The following is a 19,482-nucleotide window of genomic DNA, read 5'->3' as shown; positions in this document are numbered from 1 at the left end:
GTTGGCTTCTCCAACAGCCACAGTGTCGTTTAAACAGCGTCGTTTAATCAGCCAGGAGTCCCGATGGTACATAGCGCGTCTGCATTCCGTGGCACCCGGGTGGGTGTGACCGAAGGTGCCGGTCCCAAGAACCAGTCCGAGGCAACAGGGGAGCGCGTACCCAGGATCAGGGTGTCCTACTGGTGCGTCAAGGGCCATGAGACCCAGCTTGTTTTCCTGCGGCTGCCCGACGAACAGATTCCGGTCAGCTGGGATTGCCGGCGATGCGGGTCACCGGCGTCCCGCGACGGGGAGCAGGCCGCCCGGGATGAACCACTCGAAGAGGGCTATAAAAGCCATCTGGAGTACGTTAAAGAACGGCGCTCCGACCAGGACGCCGAGGCTGTCCTGGCCGGAGCGCTGGAAAAGCTACGCGCCGGCCGCGTCCTTCCGGACGAGCTGCTGCGGGACACGTGACGCTGCATTCTCATCGATAAGCCATAGTGTGCGCGATGTCCCGCGCGGCCCGGCGGCGGGCACCTGCACGGGGTTCGCACCTGCCAGGGCGAGTCCCACCGCACCGGCCTTGTCCTCGCCAGCCACCACCATCCAGACCTCGGCAGCGGTGTTGATGGTGGGCAGCGTGAGGGAAATACGCTGCGGTGGGGGCTTGGGGGAGTTCCGCACCCCCACCACGGTCAGTTCCTTTTCACGGATGCCGCCCTGTTCCGGGAACAGCGAAGCCACGTGGGCATCGGGTCCAACGCCCAGCAACACGACGTCCAGCCGTGGGACCTGCCCTGGCTCGTCGGCCCGGTCGTCTGACATATCCGCGGCGTGCTCGGCTGCGGCCGCTTCCCGCAAGCGCCGGGCGTAGTCGTCCGCGGCCTCTTCGGGAGTATCGAAGTCGTCCGTGGAAGCAGGCTGGTTGATCCTTGCCGGATCAACCGGGATGTGGGCGAGGAGGGCATCGAATGCCTGCCTGGTATTGCGGTCCGGGTCCTCCGACCCTACGAACCGCTCGTCTCCCCACCAAAAGTTCACTTTCGACCAGTCGACCGCGGGGGCTGCCGGTGAGTCAGCGACGGCTTTCAGCGTGCCGATACCCACCGTTCCGCCGGTCAGCACCACAGTGGCCTCACCGTATTTGTCCTGCACGTCCACCAGCTTGGTGATCAGGCGGGCTGCGATGGCAGCCATCAGGACGGACGAATCGGGGTGGATGCTTACTCTGGGCTCAACGCTCACTGGGCCGGACGCTCCTTAGATTGGTACGTGGAAGTCCAATAGTAATCACTTCTCCGAAGACTTCGTCGGGGTCGAGGCGGCGGAGTTCTTCGGCGAGGCAGTCTTTGAGGCTGCGGCGGGGCAGGGAGATGCGTTGGGCGGGTTGGCCGGGCTGGGTGAGTTCGGCGATGGAGGTGCCGGGGCGGAAGAGTTGGACGTCGCCGTGGGGGCGGGTGAGCCGGACGCGGCGGATTCCGGTCCCGGCGGGGTCCGCGACGATGGTTACGGGTGCGTCCAGGGCCAGGGTCAGCCAGGCCGCGAGCAGGATCGTGGACGGGGAGTCGGAGGCGCCTTCGACGGCGACCGCGGTGACGGGGGACCCGTCGGTCTGGTCCAGGACGGCGGCGAGCTGGATCCGCCAGTTCGTGAGCCTGGTCCAGGCGAGGTCGGTGTCGCCGGCTTTGTAGGTGGCCCGGATGTTCTCGAGCGCCTTTTGGGGATCGGGTTCGTTCGCGGAGTCGGTGATCCGGCGGTGCGCGATCTTCCCCACGGAGGTTTCGCAGGCGTTCTCCGGTGCCCCGTGCGGCCACCAGGCCACGATCGGGGCGTCCGGGAGGAGCAGGGCCGCGACCAGGGACTCGGACTCGTGCGCGAGTTCCCCGTAGCCGCGCAGCACGATCACTTCCGAGGCGCCGGCGTCCCCGCCGACCCGGATCTGGGCGTCGAGCCGGTTCGGGGCCTCGGCGCCGGCGTCGGCGAGCACGATGATCCGGCAGGGGTGTTCCCGGCTGGCTTCGTTCGCGGCCTCGATCGCTTCTTCCTCGAGCCCGGAGCGGGTCACGACCACCAGGGTCAGGACCCGGCCCAGGGCGATCACGCCGCCCTGCTCGCGCAGGGACATGATCTTCTTGGAGATCTTCGAGGTGGTGGTGTCCGGCAGGTCTACGATCATGGCCTTCTCCAGGTTCGTCCGTCACGGGCCAGCAGCTCATCGGCGCTGGCAGGGCCCCAGGACCCGGGGGCGTAGGGTTCGGGCTGCTCCGCCAGGGAGGCCCAGTAGTCCTCGAACGGGTCCAGGATCTTCCAGGACAGTTCCACTTCCTCATGCCGCGGGAACAACGGCGGCTCGCCCAGGAGCACGTCCAGGATCAGCCGCTCATACGCCTCCGGGGAGGACTCGGTAAACGAATGCCCGTAGCCGAAGTCCATCGTCACGTCCCGGACTTCCATCTGCGTGCCCGGGACCTTGGACCCGAACCGGATCGTCGCGCCCTCATCGGGCTGGACCCGGATGACCACAGCGTTCTGCCCGAAATCATCCTCCCCATGGTCACGGAAGAGCAGGTTCGGGGCGCGTTTGAACACCACCGCGATCTCGGTCACCCGACGCCCCAGCCGCTTCCCGGCCCGCAAATAAAACGGGACCCCGGCCCAGCGCCTCGTGTGGATATCGACCCGGATCGCCGCGAACGTTTCGGTCTTCGAATCCGCGGGGATCCCCTCTTCCTCCAGGTAGCCCTGGACCTGTTCCCCGCCCTGCCAGCCGCCGGCGAACTGACCCCGCGCCGAATGCGTGGACAAATCCTCCGGGAGCTTCACCGCGGCGAGGACCTTTTCCTTCTCCGCCCGCAAATCATCGGCGTTAAAGGAGATCGGTTCCTCCATCGCCGTCAACGCGAGCAACTGCAACAGGTGGTTCTGGATCACATCCCGCGCCGCACCGACACCGTCGTAATACCCCGCCCGGCCGCCGGTGCCAATATCCTCGGCCATCGTGATCTGGACATGGTCCACGTAATTCGCGTTCCACAACGGCTCGAACAACTGGTTCGCGAACCGCAACGCCAGAATGTTCTGAACCGTCTCCTTGCCCAGATAATGATCAATCCGGAACACCGCATCCGCCGGGAACACCGACTCCACAATGTCATTGAGTGCCCGGGCCGAGTCCAGGTCATGACCGAACGGCTTCTCGATCACCACCCGCCGCCACTTCTCCCCATCACCCTGCGCGAGGCCGTGCTTGGACAACTGCCGGCAGACCTGCTCAAACGCCTTCGGCGGGATCGAGAGATAAAACGCGTGGTTCCCCCGCGTCCCGCGGACCTCATCGAGCTCATCAATGACCTCACCAAGCCGCTCAAACGCGTCATCATCATCAAACGCGCCCCGGACAAAACGGATCCCCTCCGCGAGCTGGTTCCACACCGCCTCATCAAACGGGGTCCGCGCAGACGCCAGCACCGCAGCCTTCACCTCCGCCGCGAAATCCTCATCCGACCACTCACGCCGGCCAAACCCCACCAACGCGAAACTCGGCGGCAACAACCCCCGGTTCGCCAGATCATACACAGCCGGCATCAGCTTCTTACGGGCGAGGTCTCCCGTGACTCCAAAGAGCACCAAGGAGGACGGACCCGCAATCCGGTTGAGACGGCGGTCCCGCGGATCGCGGAGCGGGTTGCGTCCCGCTTTTCCGGCAGGCATGGCGGAGTTCCTGCCGTTGTCAGTTTCTGGCATGGTGCGGTTGAGCCTTAGCTGTCGGAGACGGATGCGGACTGGGCGGCGACAGCGGCGATGATCTCCTGCAGCTGTGCAACGCCGGCGGTGCGGTCGGTGAGGTGCAGGCGCAGGACCGGGCGGCCGTGACCGGCCAGGACCTGGGCGTCCCCGGCGGCCTGCGCGGAGATCAGTTCCCCGAAGGTGAAGGGACGGTCCGGGATGGCCAGATCCTCGGCGGGTGCCGCGGTGACCTGGAGGAACACGCCGATCGCGGGGCCGCCCTTGTGGAACTGTCCGGTGGAGTGCAGGAACCGCGGTCCCCAGCCAAAGGTGACCGGACGGCCGCTGGTGCCGGCGAGTTGGTCCCGGATGCCTTCCAGCTCGGCGAAAGCCAGGCGGTCGAAGTAGGCCTGGACACTGAGGTAGCTCTCGTCGTCCAGTGTTCCCAGGAGGGCACCGACGGCTTCCTCGGCCGTGTGGGCACCGCGGAGCCAGTCACCGCCGCGGACCTCGATGGCGCCGTCCACAAAGGCGGCCGGTGTGGGTTCGGGCTGGGCGTCCAGCAGGCCGCGGGCGGCGACCTTCGCCGCCTCCACATCCGGCTGATCGAACGGGTTGATCCCCAGCAGCCGGCCGGCGACGGCCGTGGCGAATTCCCACACCATCATCTGGGTGGCGAGCCCGCCGGCGATGGCCGCCTCGTTCTCACCGAGTTCGACGTCGGCATCAGCAGCAACCAGCCGCACCACCAGCACATCAGCGGCACCGGAGCTGACCTCGGGCGCCGCCGGGCCGGCCACGACCGGCAGGACCCCGGTGCCGGACTTTCCGGTGGATTCGGCGATGAGCTGTTCGGCCCAGTCCGCGAAACCCACAATCCCGGACCCGTCCTCGGCAATGACGATCTTGTCCCGCAGCGGGCTGGTTCCGCCCAGGGCCGCGCCCAGGGCCAGACCGATGTTCTCCGGAGCATCCTCGTTGAGGATCTCGGCGGCTTCCTCGGCCTCGTCCAGGAACGCCTGGATATCCACGCCGGCCAGGCCCGAGGGGACCAGCCCGAACGCGGTCAGGGCCGAGTACCGGCCGCCGACGTTGGGATCCGCATTGAACACGGCCCGGTAGCCGGCCTCCCGGGAGGCCTTATCCAGCGGGGAGCCGGGGTCGGTGACGATGATGATCCGGCTCTTCGCATCGATCCCGGCCGCGGTGAAGGCGTGCTCGAAAATCCTGCGCTGGGAATCAGTTTCCAGCGTGGATCCGGACTTGGACGAGACCACAATCGCGGTCTCGGCCAGCCGGTCCGCGAGGGCGGCACGGACCTGATCGGGGTCCGTGCTGTCCAGCACGGTCAGCTCGACGCCAGCGGTACCGGCGATAACCTCGGGAGCCAGCGAGGATCCGCCCATGCCACAAAGCACGATGCGGGACACGCCGTCGGCCTTCAGGGCATCACGGAGCTCAAGGATCCCCGGAACCAGGGCCTGCGAGACGGTAGCCGCCTCGACCCAGCCCAGGCGGACAGCAGACTCGGCCTCGGCCTCCGGACCCCACAGGGTATGGTCCTTCGCGAAGATCCGGGTCGCAATCCGGTCCGCCACAAGAGTGGGCAGATGCTGCTCAAGTGCCTGCTGCGCGGCACCGGTGGCGTCGTAGCTGAGAGTGCTCATAGTGGGTTAGGAAGCCTTCCGTGCAGAGGCGAGGGCGCCTTCGACGTCGGCCAGCAGTTCCTTCCAGCTGGCCACGAACTTGTCGAGGCCTTCGGATTCAAGGAGCGCGACAACCTCGTTGTAGGAGATGCCCAGTGCGTCGAGGGCATCCAGCGTGGCGTTGGCCTCCGCGTAGGTGCCGGAGATGGTGTCTCCGGTCACGACGCCGTGATCGAACGTGGCGTCGAGGGTCTTCTCCGGCATGGTGTTGACCACGCCGGGGGCTACGAGCTCCGTGACGTACAGGGTGTCCGGGTAGGCGGGGTCCTTGACGCCGGTGGAAGCCCACAGGGGACGCTGGGGAAGGGCGCCGGCTTCGGCCAGCAAGGCCCAGCGTTCGGTGGCGAACAGCTCCTCGTAGACCTGGTAGGCCAGGCGGGCGTTGGCCACGCCGGCTTTGCCCTTGAGTGCCTTGGCTTCATCGGTGCCGAGGGCGTCGAGTCGCTTGTCGATCTCGGAGTCCACGCGGGAGACGAAGAAGGAGGCCACCGAGTGGATCGTGGACAGGTCGTGCCCGTTTTCCTTGGCCTGTTCGAGGCCGGACTGGAAGGCGTTGATGACGGCGCGGTAGCGCTCGAGCGAGAAGATCAGGGTCACGTTGACGCTGATGCCCTCGGCGAGGGTAGCGGTAATCGCTTCCAGGCCTTCAAGGGTTGCCGGGATCTTGATGTGGACGTTGTCCTTGTTGACCTTTTTGTACAGGTGCTTGGCCTCGGCGATGGTGCCGGCCGTGTCCCAGGCCAGGCGCGGGTCAACTTCGATGGACACACGGCCGTCCACACCCTTGGTTGCTGCTGCCACGGGGGCGAACAGGTCGCAGGCGTCAGCGACGTCGGTGGTGGTGATTTCGAAGATGGTCTCTTCGATGCTGGCCCCGGCTGCTGCCTGGGCGGCAATGGTGGCGTCGTAGTCCGTGCCGGACGTGATGGCGGCGTGGAAGATCGAGGGGTTGGTGGTCACACCAACCACGTTCTTCTCTTCGATGAGCTTGCGCAGGGTCCCGGTTTCGAGGCGGCTGCGGGAAAGGTCATCGAGCCAGATGGATACTCCGGCGTCGGAGAGCTGCTGTGTAGGGGTAGTCATGGTGATATCTCCTGAATTCGGGGTTAGGCCTGCAGGCCGGCGAGGGAGTCCTTGGCTGCGGCGGCGACTGCCTCCGCGGTGATGCCGAACTCCTTGAAGAGGCGCTTGTAGTCAGCGGAAGCGCCGTAGTGTTCGAGGCTGACGGAGCGGCCGGCGTCGCCGACGAACTCCCGCCAGCCCAGGGCAAGGCCGGCTTCGACCGAGACGCGGGCCTTGACGGCGGCGGGCAGCACGGACTCGCGGTAGGCGGCGTCCTGCTTGTTGAACCACTCGACGCACGGCATGGAGATGACGCGGGCGGCGATGCCTTCGGCCTGGAGGGCTTCGCGGGCCTGGACGGCCAGCTGGACCTCGGAACCGGTAGCGATCAGCAGCACGTCGGCCGGGACGGTGGCGCCGTCCTTGGCCGCTTCGGCGAGGACGTAGCCGCCCTTGGTGACGCCGGCAACGGAACCGAACGTGTCGCCGTCGGCCGCACCTTCACCGCGGGCGTAGGTGGGAATGTTCTGACGGGTCAGGACGATGCCGGCCGGGTTCTCGTGGTTCTCCAGCATGGTCTTCCATGCAACAGCAACCTCGTTGGCGTCGCCGGGGCGGACAACGTCCAGGCCCACGATGGCACGCAGGGTGGCGAGCTGTTCCACCGGCTGGTGGGTGGGTCCGTCTTCGCCCAGGCCGATGGAGTCGTGCGTCCAGACGTACAGCGACGGGACACCCATGAGCGCGCCGAGGCGGATGGCCGGGCGCTGGTAGTCGCTGAAGATCAGGAACGTGCCGGAGAACGCGCGGGTCCGGCCGTGCAGCGAGATGCCGTTCACGATCGAGGCCGCGGCGTGCTCGCGGATGCCGAAGTGCAGGACACGGCCGTAGGGGTTACCCTTCCAGGCATCGGTCTGCTTGGACGCGGGCACGAACGACGGCGAGCCTTCGATGGTGGTGTTGTTGGATTCGGCGAGGTCAGCCGAGCCGCCCCAGAGTTCGGGCATGACCGGGCCGAGTGCGTTCAGGACCTTGCCGGACGCTGCACGGGTGGAAACGTCCTTGCCTGCTTCGAACACCGGCAGGGCGGCGTCGATTCCGGCCGGAAGTTCGCGGGCCTCGATGCGCTGCAGGAGCGCTGCGCCTTCGGTGTTGGCGGCCTGCCAGGCGTTGAAGGACTCTTCCCATTCCTTGCGGGCGGCTGCACCGCGGTCAACCACGGAGCGGGCGTGGGCCAGGACGTCCTGGTCCACGTCGAAGGACTTGGCCGGGTCGAAGCCCAGGACGGACTTCAGGCCGGCCACTTCCTCGGCGCCGAGGGCGGAACCGTGGATCTTGCCGGTGTTCTGCTTCTTCGGTGCCGGGTAGCCGATGATGGTCCGCAGCGAGATGATGGACGGCTTGGAGGTCTCTGCCTTCGCCGCGAGCAGGGCCGAGTAGAGTTCCTGCACGTCTTCGACGTATTCGCCCGTCTTGGTCCAGTCCACGCGCTGGGTGTGCCAGCCGTAGGCCTCGTAGCGCTTGAGGACATCCTCGGTGAAGGAGATGTCGGTGTCGTCTTCGATGGAGATGTGGTTCTCGTCGTAGACCACAACGAGGTTGCCCAGTTCCTGGTGGCCGGCCAGCGAGGAGGCCTCGGAGGTCACGCCTTCCTGGATGTCGCCGTCGGAGGCGATGACCCAGATGGTGTGGTCAAACGGGGACGTGCCCTCGGCAGCGTCGGCGTCGAACAGGCCGCGCATCCGGCGCTGGGAGTAGGCGAAGCCCACCGAGGAGGCCAGGCCCTGGCCCAGCGGACCGGTGGTGATCTCCACACCGGCGGTGTGCTTGTACTCAGGGTGGCCCGGGGTCAGCGAATCCCAGGTGCGCAGCGCCTGCAGGTCCTTCAGTTCCAGGCCGTAGCCGGAAAGGAACAGCTGGATGTACAGGGTCAGCGAGGTGTGGCCGGGTGACAGGATGAACCGGTCACGTCCCAGCCAGTCCGGGTTGCGGGGATCGTGGCGCATCAGCTTCTGAAAGAGAAGGTACGCGGCCGGGGCAAGGCTCATGGCCGTGCCGGGGTGGCCGTTGCCGACCTTCTCCACAGCATCCGCAGCCAGGACACGGGCGGTGTCCACCGCGCGCTGGTCCAAATCGCTCCATGACAGTTCTTGCTCTTCCAAATGTGGCACGAAAACCGGGCCCCTCTCTATGCTGACGGTGGGCAGTACACCCTGATCCGGTCTGGAGCACGCTGGGGTGCCCGCTGCGGTGTGTACCAGCCGTTCACCATCGAAACGTGGATCTATCCCTCAGACACTGCCGCTTGGAACACGGTTTCCACCGCGTTCTTGCTGCATGCTGATCTGGTGACAGCTTAGCTCTATTCCACTCTCCGTTTGGCGCAAATCTCACGTTTTGGACGCAATTTCGCCATATGTGAATGAGTGTTCCGTGAGGTTGAGTTAATCTGCTCGAATCGGCCTGCGAGCAATCATCAGGGCCTATTGACGGGGCATCTGTTACAAATAGGCACGGTATGATATTCGGAGGCCGACGCCGGGTAGCCGCGCCCCTCCGGGGTAGCGGCGGACTCCAGGCGATGCCGGGACTTTCATTCGATCATTGCGGGTTACCCGGACAGACGGCCTGATCAAGCTGCACAGACAGAACTGCCAACCAGAACGGGTGACTGCCACCGTGAGCACAACCGATACGCCGCTGAATGCTTCCCCCTCCACAGGGGGAGCCCGGCTGGCCCGCAAGGCCAAGGCGTATTTCGCCCTCACCAAACCGCGTGTGATTGAGCTGTTGCTCGTCAGTACGCTGCCCACCATGATTTACGCCGAGCGGGGTTTCCCGCCGATCGGACTGATCCTCGCCACGTTGGTTGGCGGCGCCTTCGCGGCCGGCAGCGCCGGGGCATTCAACTGCTACTTTGACCGCGACATCGACAAACTGATGCACCGCACGGAAAACCGGCCCCTCGTCACCGGCGAGGTGACGCCCCGGGAGGCGCTGGTCTTTGCCTGGCTGCTCGGAGCCGCTGCCATTGCCATTCTTTGGTTCTGGGCCAACCCGCTGGCTGCCTGGCTTGGGTTAGCCGCCATCTTCTTCTATGTGGTGATTTACACGTTGATCCTGAAACGCCGCACTGCACAGAACATTGTGTGGGGCGGGGCCGCCGGCTGTTTCCCCGTCGTTATTGCCTGGGCCGCCGTGACCAACACCGTAGAATGGCCGGCCATCATCCTGTTTATGGTGATTTTCCTGTGGACGCCGCCGCACTACTGGCCGCTGTCGATGCGCTACGGCGAAGATTACCGCAACGCCAATGTGCCCATGCTGGGCGCCATTGCCGGTGCCAAGGTAGTCTCCGTCCAGGTTGTCCTCTATGCCTGGGCCATGGTGGCCTGCTCGCTGCTGATGGTTCCGGCCGGCGGTGCGGGCTGGGTGTACACGGTCACGGCGGTCCTGGCCGGAGCATGGTTCCTCTACGAATCACATGCCCTGTACAGCCGGGCACAGCGCGAAGACATCTCCGACAAACGCGCCATGAAGGTCTTTCACGGCTCCATCAGCTACCTGACCCTGCTGTTTATCGCCCTGGCAGTGGATCCGTTCATCGGCTCCGCCATCATCGGCTAACCAACCCCCCACCCACCCCCCGGGACGCTCTCTCACTTAATGCGGGTTTTCGGCGGACGCTCTCTCGCTTAATGCGGGTTTTCGGCGGACGCTCTCTCACTTTCTTTAGGAAAGTCGCTGACCCTCCCACGCCTAACGGCGGGGGAGGGTCTTCTGCATGTGCCGGCGGCACGTGAGAAACAGATGGCCCATGTGCCGCAGGGAGTGATAGAGGGTGCGGGCAACTTCCGCATTAAGTGCGAGAGCGTTTGGGAAATTGCCACATTAAGTGAGAGAGCGTCCTTAAAGGCGAGTGCCACGGTTCCGCTGGAACCGTGGCACTCGTTCGGGCTACCTGGCGCGGGGCTACTTCGTCGGGCTGGACCGCGCGACGTCGGCCGCGTTGGTTGCTGCGCTCATCAGCAGTGCCGCAGCAAGCATGTGGGCGCCCACGAGCAGGGCCGGAATCCCGTTGTAATACTGCGTGAAGCCGATGACTGCCTGCAGCAGTGTGACACCCAGGAGCAGGATCACGGCGGTCCGGTACGGGCCGGTGATCCGGCGGCTGAACACCAGCGCCAGTGCGAACAGGGTGCCTGCCGTGATGAGGTACGCAGGGACGGCGTGGATGTGGGAGAACAGATCCCAGTCGAGGCCGTTGCGCGGTGCGTTGGCGTCACCGGCATGCGGGCCGGCGCCGGTGACCACCACGCCGAGGATGACGGCCAGTGCCGAGAAGAGCGCGACGGCGGAGGATACCGGACGCAGTACGCCCGGCAGTGCGGGCAGCGCCGTGGAGGCAAAACGTCCGGTCCGGCCATAGGCGCGGTTGACCAGCAGGGTGGCTATGACCACCAGTGCCATCGACACTAGGAAGTGCATGCCCACTACCCACGGATTGAGCTGGGTCAGCACGGTGATGCCGCCGATCACTGCCTGCGCCGGGATGCTGGCCAGCAGTCCGAGAGCCAGGAGGAACAGGTCCCGGCGCTCCCGGCGAAGGTTCCACAAGTACACCAGCATAAGAACTGCCACCGCTGCCAGGGCGAAGGTCAGGAGCCGGTTGCCGAATTCGATGAATCCGTGGATGCCCATCTCCGGCGTATTCACCAGGGACGTGTCGGTACACCGCGGCCAGGTGGGGCAGCCCAGGCCGGACGCGGTGAGACGGACGGCGCCGCCGGTGACGATCAGCATGGTCTGGCCAATGAGGGAGGCCACAGCGAGGCGCCGCACGCGGGCATCGACGGTACGGGGCAGCCGCGACGTCAGGCGGCCTGCAAACTGGGGGAGGCGTGAAGCCGTGCTCACGAATATCTCAATTCCACTTGAACCAACGGATGGCTGCTGCGCCGGCAAGGAGTGTCCAGATCAGCAGGATTAGGGCGGCACCAAAATTAACGGTGCCGAAGAGAAAGGCCTCGCGCAAGGCCTCACCCAGTGCGCCGGAGGGCAGGTAATGCACTATGTCCTGGGCAGCGGCGGGCAGCCGGCCGGGAGGAATAACGATGCCGCCCAGCGCACCGAGCAGAATCCACAGCAGGTTTGTGATGGCCAGGGTAGCCTCCGGCCGGACGGTGCCGGCAACCAGCAGCCCCAGCGCGGTGAACGCCGCGGCGCCCAGGCCCAGCAGTGCGATGCCCGGCAGCCAACCTGCCGCCGGCGGCGTCCAGCCGAGCGGCAGTGCAACGGCAGTGACCACCAGGACCTGCAGGGTCAGCACGGTGAGGACGGCCAGTACCTTGCCGGCGATGAGCCCCGGGCGGCCCAGCGGCGTGGTGGAGAGGAAGCGAAGGACGCCGTAGCGGCGGTCAAAGCCGGTGGCGATCCCTTGACCGGTAAACGCAGTGGACAGTGCACAAAGCGCCAGGATGCCCGGGACGGCTACATTGATCCGGCTGGCGCCGAAACCGTCAAGAAGGGGTGTGACGGTCAGCCCCACCAGGGCAAGCAATGGCAGGACCACCGCGAGGATAAGCTGCTCGCCGTTCCTGAGCATTGTGACGGCTTCGTATTTGCCCTGGAGCAGGATGCGCCGGAGAAGGGCGGCGGGCGCCTGGCGTTCAGCGGCGGCGGGAGTGGCTGTCATCGGATGTCCTTTCCCGAAATATCCAGGAAGACGTCTTCGAGGCTGCGTGCTTGGAGGCTCAGGGAGGTGGGCATAACGCCCTGATCGGCCCACCACACGGCGAGCGAAGCAAGGTCACGGGGCGTGAGTGGTCCGGTGGCAATGTAGCTGCCGGCGCGTGTTTCACGGATGGAGACGGACTCGTCCAGAACGCCGTCAAGGTTAAGTCCTGCGGGGGCCTCGAAGAGGAGGGTCCGGATGTGCTCGCCGGATTCCATGGCGGGATCGCGCTGGAGGAGCTGCGCCACGGTACCCTCGGCAACGTTTCGCCCGGCGTCGATGATGTAGACGTAGTCGGCCAGCCGCTGCGCGTCATCCATGAGGTGCGTGGTGAGGATAATCCCCATGCCGGCGTCCCGCAGCTCTCCGATCAGCTCGAAAACAAGCTGGCGGGATTGCGGGTCCAGTCCTGCGCTGGGCTCGTCCAGGAAGAGGACCTCCGGGTTGCCGATGAGGGCTGCGGCAAGAGCCAGCCGCTGCTTCTGGCCGCCGGAGAGCCTGCGCACGGACGTCCTGGCAAAAGTATCAATGCCGAGCCGCTCCACCAGTCTGTCAACGGATTGAGGCCGCGCGTACATGCCTGCGATATGGCGGAGCAGCGGAATCGGCCTGCCCGACGGCGGCAGCCCGCCGTCCTGAAGCATCACGCCGACGCGGGAGCGAAGGTCAGCCCCCGCACGGTTGGGATCCTGTCCCAGCAGCGAAATGCTGCCTCCGCTTCGGGTCTGCAGGCCCTGGGCGCATTCGATGGTGGTGGTTTTCCCGGCGCCGTTAGCTCCGAGGAGGGCGGTCACCTGGCCGCGTTCGGCGATGAGGGAGACCCCGCTCACCACCCGGAGCATCTTTCCATCCAGACTGGCCAGCGGACCAACATCCTTAATTAACCCGCTGATGGACAGAACCGGGGATTCGGGGGATCGCACCCCAGCATTCTACGCGATGTAGTACTGAGTGAATTTGCCGCCACCGGCGATCCGGACCGACGCAGGTCAGCCTCACCTTACTGGTACGGGGGAGTAAATTACGACATGATTGTGTTGTGTATTCCATGACCAACGCTACCGCTGTGCCTCTTGCCGGGCACAGAGCGCCCCGCACCAGCCCGGAGCGCCGCCACGTCGCCGTTTCGCCGGTGGCGGACCCGGACGAGCGTACCCGGGACCGCGTGCTGGGTGCCGTTCTGGAGCACGGCCCCATCAGCGCCGCCGAGCTCGGCGACATGCTGGGCTTCACGCCCGCAGCAGTCCGGCGGCACCTGGACCATCTGGACCGCAGCGGTGTCATCGAAGTCAAGCGCGTAGCCAAGGCAGGAGCCGGCGCCGGCCGTCCCGCACGCCGGTATGTTCTGAGTTCCCAGGGCCAGTCCACGCTCGGTAACGACTATCTCGACATCGCCACCCTGGCGCTCAAGCAGCTCCAGCAGATGGCGGGGGACGACGCCGTCCGCGCGTTCGCCGTCGAGCGCTTCGCCGATATGGAACGCAGGTATGCGCCCGAGATCGAAAAGGCCGGAGCGGACATCACCGCGCGGGCACGTGCTCTTTCTGAGGCCCTGAGCCGGGACGGGTTTGTGGCGTCAGCCGCCTCGATCGAGGCGAAGGCCCCGTTGCCGGCGGCACTGTCCAGTGTCCAGCTGTGCCAGGGGCACTGCCCCATCCAGCAGCTCGCCGCCCACTTTCCTGTTTTCTGCGACGTGGAGACCGAAGTGTTCTCCCGGCTGGTCGGCGTCGACGTGCGCCGGCTGTCCACACTGGCGCGAGGCGGGCACGTCTGCACCACCCACATACCCACAGGCCGGCTGGCTGCAGGGGGACACCACGTCCCGCAAACAGCCCCCGCCAGCCTGAATGAAGTAACCAACCATCAGCAAGAAAGGCCGTGATGACGGACCAACTATCAGAGAAAGCGGTAGCCGAAGACACTGTGATCTCGGAGATTCTGGAAAAGAATCCCGAGCTCCACGGCATCGGCACGTACGAGTACGGCTGGTCCGACAAGAACGATGTCGGAGCCAACGCACGCCGCGGCATCAATGACGAAGTAGTCCGTGACATCTCGGACAAAAAGAGCGAACCCGAGTGGATGCTCGACCTTCGCCTCAAAGGCCTGAAGTACTTCGACCGCAAGCCCATGCCTACCTGGGGTGCAGACCTCTCCGGCATCGACTTCGATAACATCAAGTACTTTGTCCGGTCCACGGAGAAGCAGGCCGCCACGTGGGAAGACCTGCCCGAGGACATCCGGAACACCTACGAGAAGCTGGGTATCCCGGAAGCTGAGCGCAGCCGCCTGGTCTCCGGCGTCGCAGCACAGTACGAGTCCGAGGTGGTCTACCACCAGATCCGCGAGGACCTGGAACAGCAGGGCGTCATCTTCCTGGACACCGATACCGCGTTGCGTGAGCACCCGGAGATCTTCCAGGAATACTTCGGCACCGTCATTCCGGTGGGCGACAACAAGTTCGCCTCGCTGAACACGGCCGTCTGGTCCGGCGGCTCCTTTGTGTACGTCCCCAAGGGCGTCCACGTGGATATCCCGCTGCAGGCATACTTCCGCATCAACACCGAGAACATGGGCCAGTTCGAGCGGACCCTGATCATCGCCGACGAGGACTCCTACGTCCACTACATCGAAGGCTGCACCGCGCCGATCTACACCTCGGATTCGCTGCACTCCGCCGTGGTGGAAATCATCGTGAAGAAGGGCGCCCGCGTCCGTTACACCACCATCCAGAACTGGTCCACCAACGTGTACAACCTGGTGACCAAGCGCGCTATCTGTGAAGAAGGCGCCACCATGGAATGGGTCGACGGCAACATCGGCTCGAAGGTCACTATGAAGTACCCTGCCGTCTACCTGGTGGGCGAGCACGCCAAGGGCGAGACCCTGTCCATCGCTTTCGCCGGCGCCGGCCAGCACCAGGACACGGGCTCAAAGATGGTGCACATTGCTCCGAACACCAAGAGCTCCATCATCTCCAAGTCCGTAGCCCGTGGCGGCGGACGCGCAGCCTACCGCGGCCTGGTCCAGGTCAGGGAAGGCGCCAAGCACTCGGCCAACACCGTCCGCTGTGACGCGCTCCTGGTTGACACCATCAGCCGTTCGGACACCTACCCGTACATCGACATCCGCGAGGATGACGTGGTGATGGGTCACGAAGCCACTGTTTCCCGGGTCAGCGAAGAGCAGCTCTTCTACCTGATGTCCCGCGGCATGCGCGAAGACGAGGCCATGGCGATGATCGTCCGCGGCTTTATCGAGCCCATCGCCCGCGAACTCCCGATGGAGTACGCACTTGAGCTGAACCGCCTGATTGAACTCCAGATGGAAGGGTCCGTCGGATAACGATGACTGAAATCACTACTGAAAAGGCCCGCATCGGCGCGCCCTCAGCCCAGCCGTTTATCGACGGTTTCACCGAAGAGGGCGAGAGCCTGTCTCCGATCAACGCGGCCAATTCCAAGGCCCCGCTCGCCGGCGAAGCGGTCAAAAGCCACTCGCACGGCGGCGGTGTCGGCATCCCGGACAGCTCACGCGCGGGCCGCCTAACTTCTTACAACCTGGCGGACTTCAAGCCGCTGACCGGGCTCGAAGAGGACTGGCGGTTCACGCCGCTGAAGCGCCTCCGCGGCCTGCACAGCGAGGTCCTTGCGGGTGCGGCCCCCTCCGTCACCGTCAGCGCGCCCGGGCAGGTCACTGTGGAAACCGTGGCCCGCGACGACAAGCGCATCGGATCCGCCGGCATCCCGGAAGACCGTGTGTCTGCCAATGCCTGGGAAAACTTCAGCGAAGCCACCGTCCTCACCGTCCCGGCGGAGTATGAAGCCGACGCCGAAATCACCGTTGTGATTGAAGGCACCTCGACGGACGCAGCGGCCCAGCACCTGGTGATCGTGGCGGAGAAGTTCTCCAAGTCCGTCATTGTCCTTGACCACCAGGGTTCCGCCGTGGTGTCCGAGAACATCGAAATCGTTGTTGAAGACGGCGCTGACCTCACAGTTGTCTCACTCCAGGAATGGAACGACGACGCCGTGCACGCCTCCTCGCAGCAGGCAAAGATCGGCCGCGACGCCAAGCTCAAGCACGTGGTTGTCAGCCTCGGCGGCGACCTGGTCCGCGTCACGCCGTCGGCCCGTTTCACCGCCCCCGGCGGCGAAGCGGAAATGTTCGGCCTGTACTTTGCCGACGCCGGCCAGCACCTTGAGCAGCGTCTGTTCGTTGACCACGCGGTGGCCAACTGCACCTCCAACGTGCTGTACAAGGGCGCGCTGCAGGGGCGGAACGCGCACGCCGTGTGGGTTGGCGATGTCCTGATCCGCAAGGAAGCCGAAGGCACCGACAGCTACGAGGCCAACCGCAACCTGCTCCTCACCGACGGCGCCCGCGCCGACTCCGTCCCCAACCTGGAGATCGAGACCGGCCTGATCAAGGGTGCCGGCCACGCCAGCGCCACTGGCCGCCTCGACGATGAGCACCTGTTCTACCTGATGGCCCGCGGCATCCCGGAGGATGTTGCCCGCCGCCTGGTTGTTCGTGGCTTCCTGAACGAGATCATCCAGCAGATCAAGGTTCCGGCGCTCGAAGAGCGGCTGACCGAGGCTGTTGAGCGCGAACTCGCGCTGACGGACAACTAAGACTGCGCGGTAATACACAGATGACTGACCAGCCAAAGGGCGAGCTTGTCTGCAAGACGGATGAAATCCAGCTCAAGCAGGCACTCCGGATCCTGATCGATGACTACCCGGTAGCCATCGTGAAAGATTCCATGGGCGAGATCCACGCCATCGGGGACACCTGCTCGCACGCGGACATCTCCCTGTCCGAAGGTGAAGTGGAGGGGTGCATGATCGAGTGCTGGGGCCACGGTTCCCAGTTCGACCTGCGCAGCGGCGAGCCGCTCCAGCTGCCCGCCTACGATCCCGTGCCGGTGTTCGCCGTCGAGATCCACGGGGATGAGGTCTACGTGGACTTCACCAACGTCCTCAACGGAGCCGAAGCCCCGAACTTCAGCTAGCAGCATCACCCCCGGCGCCAGCCGTCCAAACCAGCCACCGGCGAAACCAGCCGGCCGGCTACAGCACCAGAACCAAACTTCCAGACAAAGACCGCACCGCCGCCCACGGGCCGGTGCAGAGGAGAACAAGACGAATGTCTACTCTTGAGATCAAGGACCTGCACGTCAGCATTGACACGGAGCAGGGCACCAAGGAGATCCTGAAGGGCGTCAGCCTGACCATCAAGACCGGCCAGACCCACGCCATCATGGGCCCCAACGGCTCCGGCAAGTCCACCCTGGCGTCCACCATCGCCGGCCACCCGCGCTACAACGTCACCAGCGGCACCATCACCCTCGACGGCGAAGACGTCCTGGCGATGAGCGTCGACGAGCGTGCCCGCGCCGGCGTCTTCCTGGCCATGCAGTACCCCGTGGAGGTCCCCGGAGTCAGCATGACCAACTTCCTGCGCACTGCGAAGACCGCCATTGACGGCGAAGCCCCCAAGCTGCGCACCTGGACCAAGGAAGTCAAGGACGCGATGGCCCAGCTGCGCATCGACGCCGACTTCGCCCAGCGCAACGTCAACGAAGGCTTCTCCGGCGGCGAGAAGAAGCGCGTGGAGATCCTCCAGCTGGAGCTCTTCAAGCCGAAGTTCGCCATTCTGGACGAGACCGACTCCGGCCTGGACGTTGACGCCCTGAAGGTTGTTTCCGAAGGCGTCAACCGTGCCCACGCCGAAGGCAACATGGGTACGCTGCTCATCACGCACTACACCCGCATCCTGCGTTACATCAAGCCTGACTTCGTCCACGTGTTCGTTGACGGCCAGGTTGTCGAAGAGGGCGGCCCGGAACTGGCCGACCGCCTCGAAGAAGAAGGCTACGACCGTTACGCCACGGGCGCCGGCGCAGCCACCATCGCTGCAGCACAGGCCTAGTAAGGACTTGCCATGACCGAAATCAAAGCGGCCCGGACGGGCCTCGAGGATATCGAAGAGGCACTGAAGGACGTCATCGACCCCGAGCTCGGCGTGAACATCGTTGACCTCGGACTCCTGTACGGCCTGAAGTACTCGGACGACGACGGCGCCCTGCTGATCGACATGACCCTCACCACGGCTGCCTGCCCGCTCACCGACGTGATCGAGGAGCAGGTCGGCAAGGCCCTTGACGGTGTTGTCGATGACTGGCGCCTGAACTGGGTGTGGATGCCGCCGTGGGGTCCGGAACGGATCACCGACGACGGCAAGGACCAGATGCGGGCCCTCGGCTTCAACATCTGATCCCCGCCGCCCGCACGGCACCTGCTCAAAAGTACGACGACGGCCGGTCACCTTCTCCGCGAAGGTGGCCGGCCGTCGTCGTTCCCCGCCGGCTCCCTAGAGGGTGGCCGCCGAGAACGTGTCGCACTGGTTGATGTCGCCGCTTTGGTAGCCCGTGTAGAACCACTTCTGCCGCTGCTCGCTGGAGCCGTGCGTCCAGGCTTCGGGGGAAACGCGGCCGGTGGCTGCTTCCTGGATCCTGTCATCGCCCACTGCCGAGGCGGCTGACAGGGCATCGTTCAGGTCCTGTTGGGTGATCGGTTCCAGGAACGGCTGCCCGTCAGGCCCTGCCTGGGTTGATGCATGCCGCACCCAGAGGCCGGCGTAGCAGTCGGCCTGGAGCTCCACCCGGACGGCACCCGATTCGGGGCCCTGCGGATCCTGCTGGGCGCGGTCCAGGTAGCCGAGCACGTTCTGGATGTGGTGGCCGAATTCGTGCGCCACCACATACTCCTGTGCCAGCGGCCCGCCGGAGGAGCCGAACCTGTCCACGAGATCCTGGAAGAAGCCCGGGTCAAAGTACGCAGTCCTGTCGGTCGGGCAGTAGAACGGGCCCACGGCACTGGAGGCGGCCCCGCATGCAGTATCGACGCCGACGTCGAAGATGACCGTTTCAGGCTGGGGGTACTGTACGCCGTAATCCTGGAGGTAGGCAGGCCAGAACGCGTTGAGGCTGTTGACCGTGCCGGTGATCCGGCAGTCGAGCCGGGCATCCGCGTCCGCGCCGGTTTCGCAGGCCGGTGCCGTGCCCTGGCTCTGGTCAGGAGTGCCCGCCCCTCCGGTCAGGCCTTCCAGCAGTGCGGGGTTGACGCCGAGCAGAGTTGCAATGAGCAGGATGAGCCCGCCACCGATTCCGCCGCCGATTTTCGCGCCGCGGCCCATGCCGCGACGGTCCTCCACCTGGGAGGGGTCCAGTTGAACGTTGTCATTGAAGCTCATGAAGTCACAATAGCC

At 65.3% G+C, this 19,482-nt stretch carries 18 protein-coding genes; 8 read left to right on the top strand and 10 right to left on the bottom strand.

Annotated features, from left to right (window positions below; genetic code table 11):
• Window positions 1-63 precede the first annotated feature (63 nt).
• Window positions 64-456, top strand: coding sequence for an RNA polymerase-binding protein RbpA (locus tag GUV69_RS03820; RefSeq protein ID WP_164199879.1), 393 nt, complete (start codon window positions 64-66; stop codon window positions 454-456).
• Here GUV69_RS03820 and pgl read toward each other — a convergent pair.
• Genes pgl through tkt form a run of 6 tightly spaced genes read right to left on the bottom strand, consistent with a single transcriptional unit; the run spans window position 409 to window position 8,638 of the window.
• Entirely contained in the window at window positions 409-1,227 is an 819-nt protein-coding gene (pgl, locus tag GUV69_RS03815) for a 6-phosphogluconolactonase (RefSeq protein WP_164199877.1), read from the bottom strand. The two genes, GUV69_RS03820 and pgl, sit on opposite strands and share 48 nt — an antisense overlap.
• Window positions 1,217-2,158, bottom strand: a complete 942-nt coding sequence (locus tag GUV69_RS03810; RefSeq protein ID WP_164199876.1) for a glucose-6-phosphate dehydrogenase assembly protein OpcA — start codon at window positions 2,156-2,158, stop codon at window positions 1,217-1,219. Before GUV69_RS03810 ends, pgl begins: the two co-directional genes overlap by 11 nt.
• Window positions 2,155-3,726: a glucose-6-phosphate dehydrogenase gene (gene zwf / locus GUV69_RS03805; protein WP_164199874.1), complete on the bottom strand. Its 1,572-nt coding sequence runs from the start codon at window positions 3,724-3,726 to the stop codon at window positions 2,155-2,157. Before zwf ends, GUV69_RS03810 begins: the two co-directional genes overlap by 4 nt.
• A gap of 14 nt (window positions 3,727-3,740) precedes the next feature.
• Window positions 3,741-5,375, bottom strand: a complete 1,635-nt coding sequence (locus tag GUV69_RS03800) for a glucose-6-phosphate isomerase (protein ID WP_164199872.1) — start codon at window positions 5,373-5,375, stop codon at window positions 3,741-3,743.
• A gap of 6 nt (window positions 5,376-5,381) precedes the next feature.
• Entirely contained in the window at window positions 5,382-6,497 is a 1,116-nt protein-coding gene (gene tal / locus GUV69_RS03795; RefSeq protein ID WP_164199870.1) for a transaldolase, read from the bottom strand.
• A gap of 23 nt (window positions 6,498-6,520) precedes the next feature.
• Window positions 6,521-8,638, bottom strand: coding sequence for a transketolase (gene tkt / locus GUV69_RS03790; protein ID WP_164206199.1), 2,118 nt, complete (start codon window positions 8,636-8,638; stop codon window positions 6,521-6,523).
• 505 nt (window positions 8,639-9,143) lie between these two features.
• Here tkt and GUV69_RS03785 point away from each other — a divergent pair.
• The gene (locus GUV69_RS03785; RefSeq protein ID WP_164199868.1) at window positions 9,144-10,103 is read left to right on the top strand and encodes a heme o synthase; all 960 of its coding nucleotides are present in this window, start codon (window positions 9,144-9,146) and stop codon (window positions 10,101-10,103) included.
• 345 nt (window positions 10,104-10,448) lie between these two features.
• Here the strand turns inward: GUV69_RS03785 and GUV69_RS03780 are convergent, their stop codons facing one another.
• The 3 genes from GUV69_RS03780 to GUV69_RS03770 are packed head-to-tail and all read right to left on the bottom strand — an operon-like array spanning window position 10,449 to window position 13,133.
• Window positions 10,449-11,393 (bottom strand): COX15/CtaA family protein, encoded by a 945-nt coding sequence (locus GUV69_RS03780; RefSeq protein ID WP_164199866.1) that lies wholly within the window; start codon window positions 11,391-11,393, stop codon window positions 10,449-10,451.
• 7 nt (window positions 11,394-11,400) lie between these two features.
• Window positions 11,401-12,171, bottom strand: a complete 771-nt coding sequence (locus tag GUV69_RS03775) for an ABC transporter permease (RefSeq protein WP_164199864.1) — start codon at window positions 12,169-12,171, stop codon at window positions 11,401-11,403.
• Window positions 12,168-13,133 (bottom strand): ABC transporter ATP-binding protein, encoded by a 966-nt coding sequence (locus GUV69_RS03770; protein WP_164199862.1) that lies wholly within the window; start codon window positions 13,131-13,133, stop codon window positions 12,168-12,170. Before GUV69_RS03770 ends, GUV69_RS03775 begins: the two co-directional genes overlap by 4 nt.
• A 116-nt stretch (window positions 13,134-13,249) precedes the next feature.
• On the opposite strand from GUV69_RS03770, the gene GUV69_RS03765 reads away from it, so the two are divergent.
• The 6 genes from GUV69_RS03765 (at window position 13,250) to GUV69_RS03740 (ending at window position 18,489) form a co-directional block, all read left to right on the top strand.
• Window positions 13,250-14,092 carry a helix-turn-helix transcriptional regulator gene (locus GUV69_RS03765; RefSeq protein WP_244292602.1) on the top strand — a complete coding sequence of 281 codons (843 nt, stop codon included), beginning with the start codon at window positions 13,250-13,252 and terminating at the stop codon, window positions 14,090-14,092.
• On the top strand, window positions 14,092-15,555 hold the full coding sequence (sufB, locus tag GUV69_RS03760) for a Fe-S cluster assembly protein SufB (RefSeq protein WP_108599660.1): 1,464 nt from the start codon (window positions 14,092-14,094) through the stop codon (window positions 15,553-15,555). Before GUV69_RS03765 ends, sufB begins: the two co-directional genes overlap by 1 nt.
• A gap of 2 nt (window positions 15,556-15,557) precedes the next feature.
• Window positions 15,558-16,844 (top strand): Fe-S cluster assembly protein SufD, encoded by a 1,287-nt coding sequence (gene sufD / locus GUV69_RS03755; protein WP_164199858.1) that lies wholly within the window; start codon window positions 15,558-15,560, stop codon window positions 16,842-16,844.
• A gap of 20 nt (window positions 16,845-16,864) precedes the next feature.
• Window positions 16,865-17,224 carry a non-heme iron oxygenase ferredoxin subunit gene (locus tag GUV69_RS03750; protein WP_164199856.1) on the top strand — a complete coding sequence of 120 codons (360 nt, stop codon included), beginning with the start codon at window positions 16,865-16,867 and terminating at the stop codon, window positions 17,222-17,224.
• Window positions 17,225-17,358: 134 nt separating this feature from the next.
• Window positions 17,359-18,144, top strand: a complete 786-nt coding sequence (gene sufC / locus GUV69_RS03745; RefSeq protein WP_164199854.1) for a Fe-S cluster assembly ATPase SufC — start codon at window positions 17,359-17,361, stop codon at window positions 18,142-18,144.
• A gap of 12 nt (window positions 18,145-18,156) precedes the next feature.
• Complete coding sequence (locus tag GUV69_RS03740) at window positions 18,157-18,489, top strand: metal-sulfur cluster assembly factor (RefSeq protein ID WP_164199852.1); 333 nt, start codon at window positions 18,157-18,159, stop codon at window positions 18,487-18,489.
• 96 nt (window positions 18,490-18,585) lie between these two features.
• On the opposite strand, the gene ypfJ is transcribed toward GUV69_RS03740, so the two are convergent.
• Window positions 18,586-19,467 carry a KPN_02809 family neutral zinc metallopeptidase gene (ypfJ, locus tag GUV69_RS03735; protein WP_164199850.1) on the bottom strand — a complete coding sequence of 294 codons (882 nt, stop codon included), beginning with the start codon at window positions 19,465-19,467 and terminating at the stop codon, window positions 18,586-18,588.
• Between the last annotated feature and the right edge of the window lie 15 nt (window positions 19,468-19,482).

The organism is [Micrococcus luteus] ATCC 49442 (genome assembly GCF_010367585.1).
GTDB classification, from domain to species: Bacteria; Actinomycetota; Actinomycetes; order Actinomycetales; family Micrococcaceae; genus Arthrobacter; species Arthrobacter luteus_A.
Note: the sequence above shows the minus strand (reverse complement) of the source record. Positions and strands in the feature narration are given on the sequence as shown.

What these genes read in the sequence shown, in the direction of transcription:
- sufC (WP_164199854.1), top strand. Translation starts at nt 17,359, where the DNA reads ATGTCTACTCTTGAGATCAAGGACCTGCACGTCAGCATTGACACGGAG.
- sufD (WP_164199858.1), top strand. Translation starts at nt 15,558, where the DNA reads ATGACTGAAATCACTACTGAAAAGGCCCGCATCGGCGCGCCCTCAGCC.
- GUV69_RS03800 (WP_164199872.1), bottom strand. Translation starts at nt 5,375, where the DNA reads ATGAGCACTCTCAGCTACGACGCCACCGGTGCCGCGCAGCAGGCACTT.
- zwf (WP_164199874.1), bottom strand. Translation starts at nt 3,726, where the DNA reads ATGCCAGAAACTGACAACGGCAGGAACTCCGCCATGCCTGCCGGAAAA.
- GUV69_RS03740 (WP_164199852.1), top strand. Translation starts at nt 18,157, where the DNA reads ATGACCGAAATCAAAGCGGCCCGGACGGGCCTCGAGGATATCGAAGAG.
- GUV69_RS03775 (WP_164199864.1), bottom strand. Translation starts at nt 12,171, where the DNA reads ATGACAGCCACTCCCGCCGCCGCTGAACGCCAGGCGCCCGCCGCCCTT.
- GUV69_RS03820 (WP_164199879.1), top strand. Translation starts at nt 64, where the DNA reads ATGGTACATAGCGCGTCTGCATTCCGTGGCACCCGGGTGGGTGTGACC.
- ypfJ (WP_164199850.1), bottom strand. Translation starts at nt 19,467, where the DNA reads ATGAGCTTCAATGACAACGTTCAACTGGACCCCTCCCAGGTGGAGGAC.
- GUV69_RS03810 (WP_164199876.1), bottom strand. Translation starts at nt 2,158, where the DNA reads ATGATCGTAGACCTGCCGGACACCACCACCTCGAAGATCTCCAAGAAG.
- tal (WP_164199870.1), bottom strand. Translation starts at nt 6,497, where the DNA reads ATGACTACCCCTACACAGCAGCTCTCCGACGCCGGAGTATCCATCTGG.
- GUV69_RS03750 (WP_164199856.1), top strand. Translation starts at nt 16,865, where the DNA reads ATGACTGACCAGCCAAAGGGCGAGCTTGTCTGCAAGACGGATGAAATC.
- sufB (WP_108599660.1), top strand. Translation starts at nt 14,092, where the DNA reads ATGACGGACCAACTATCAGAGAAAGCGGTAGCCGAAGACACTGTGATC.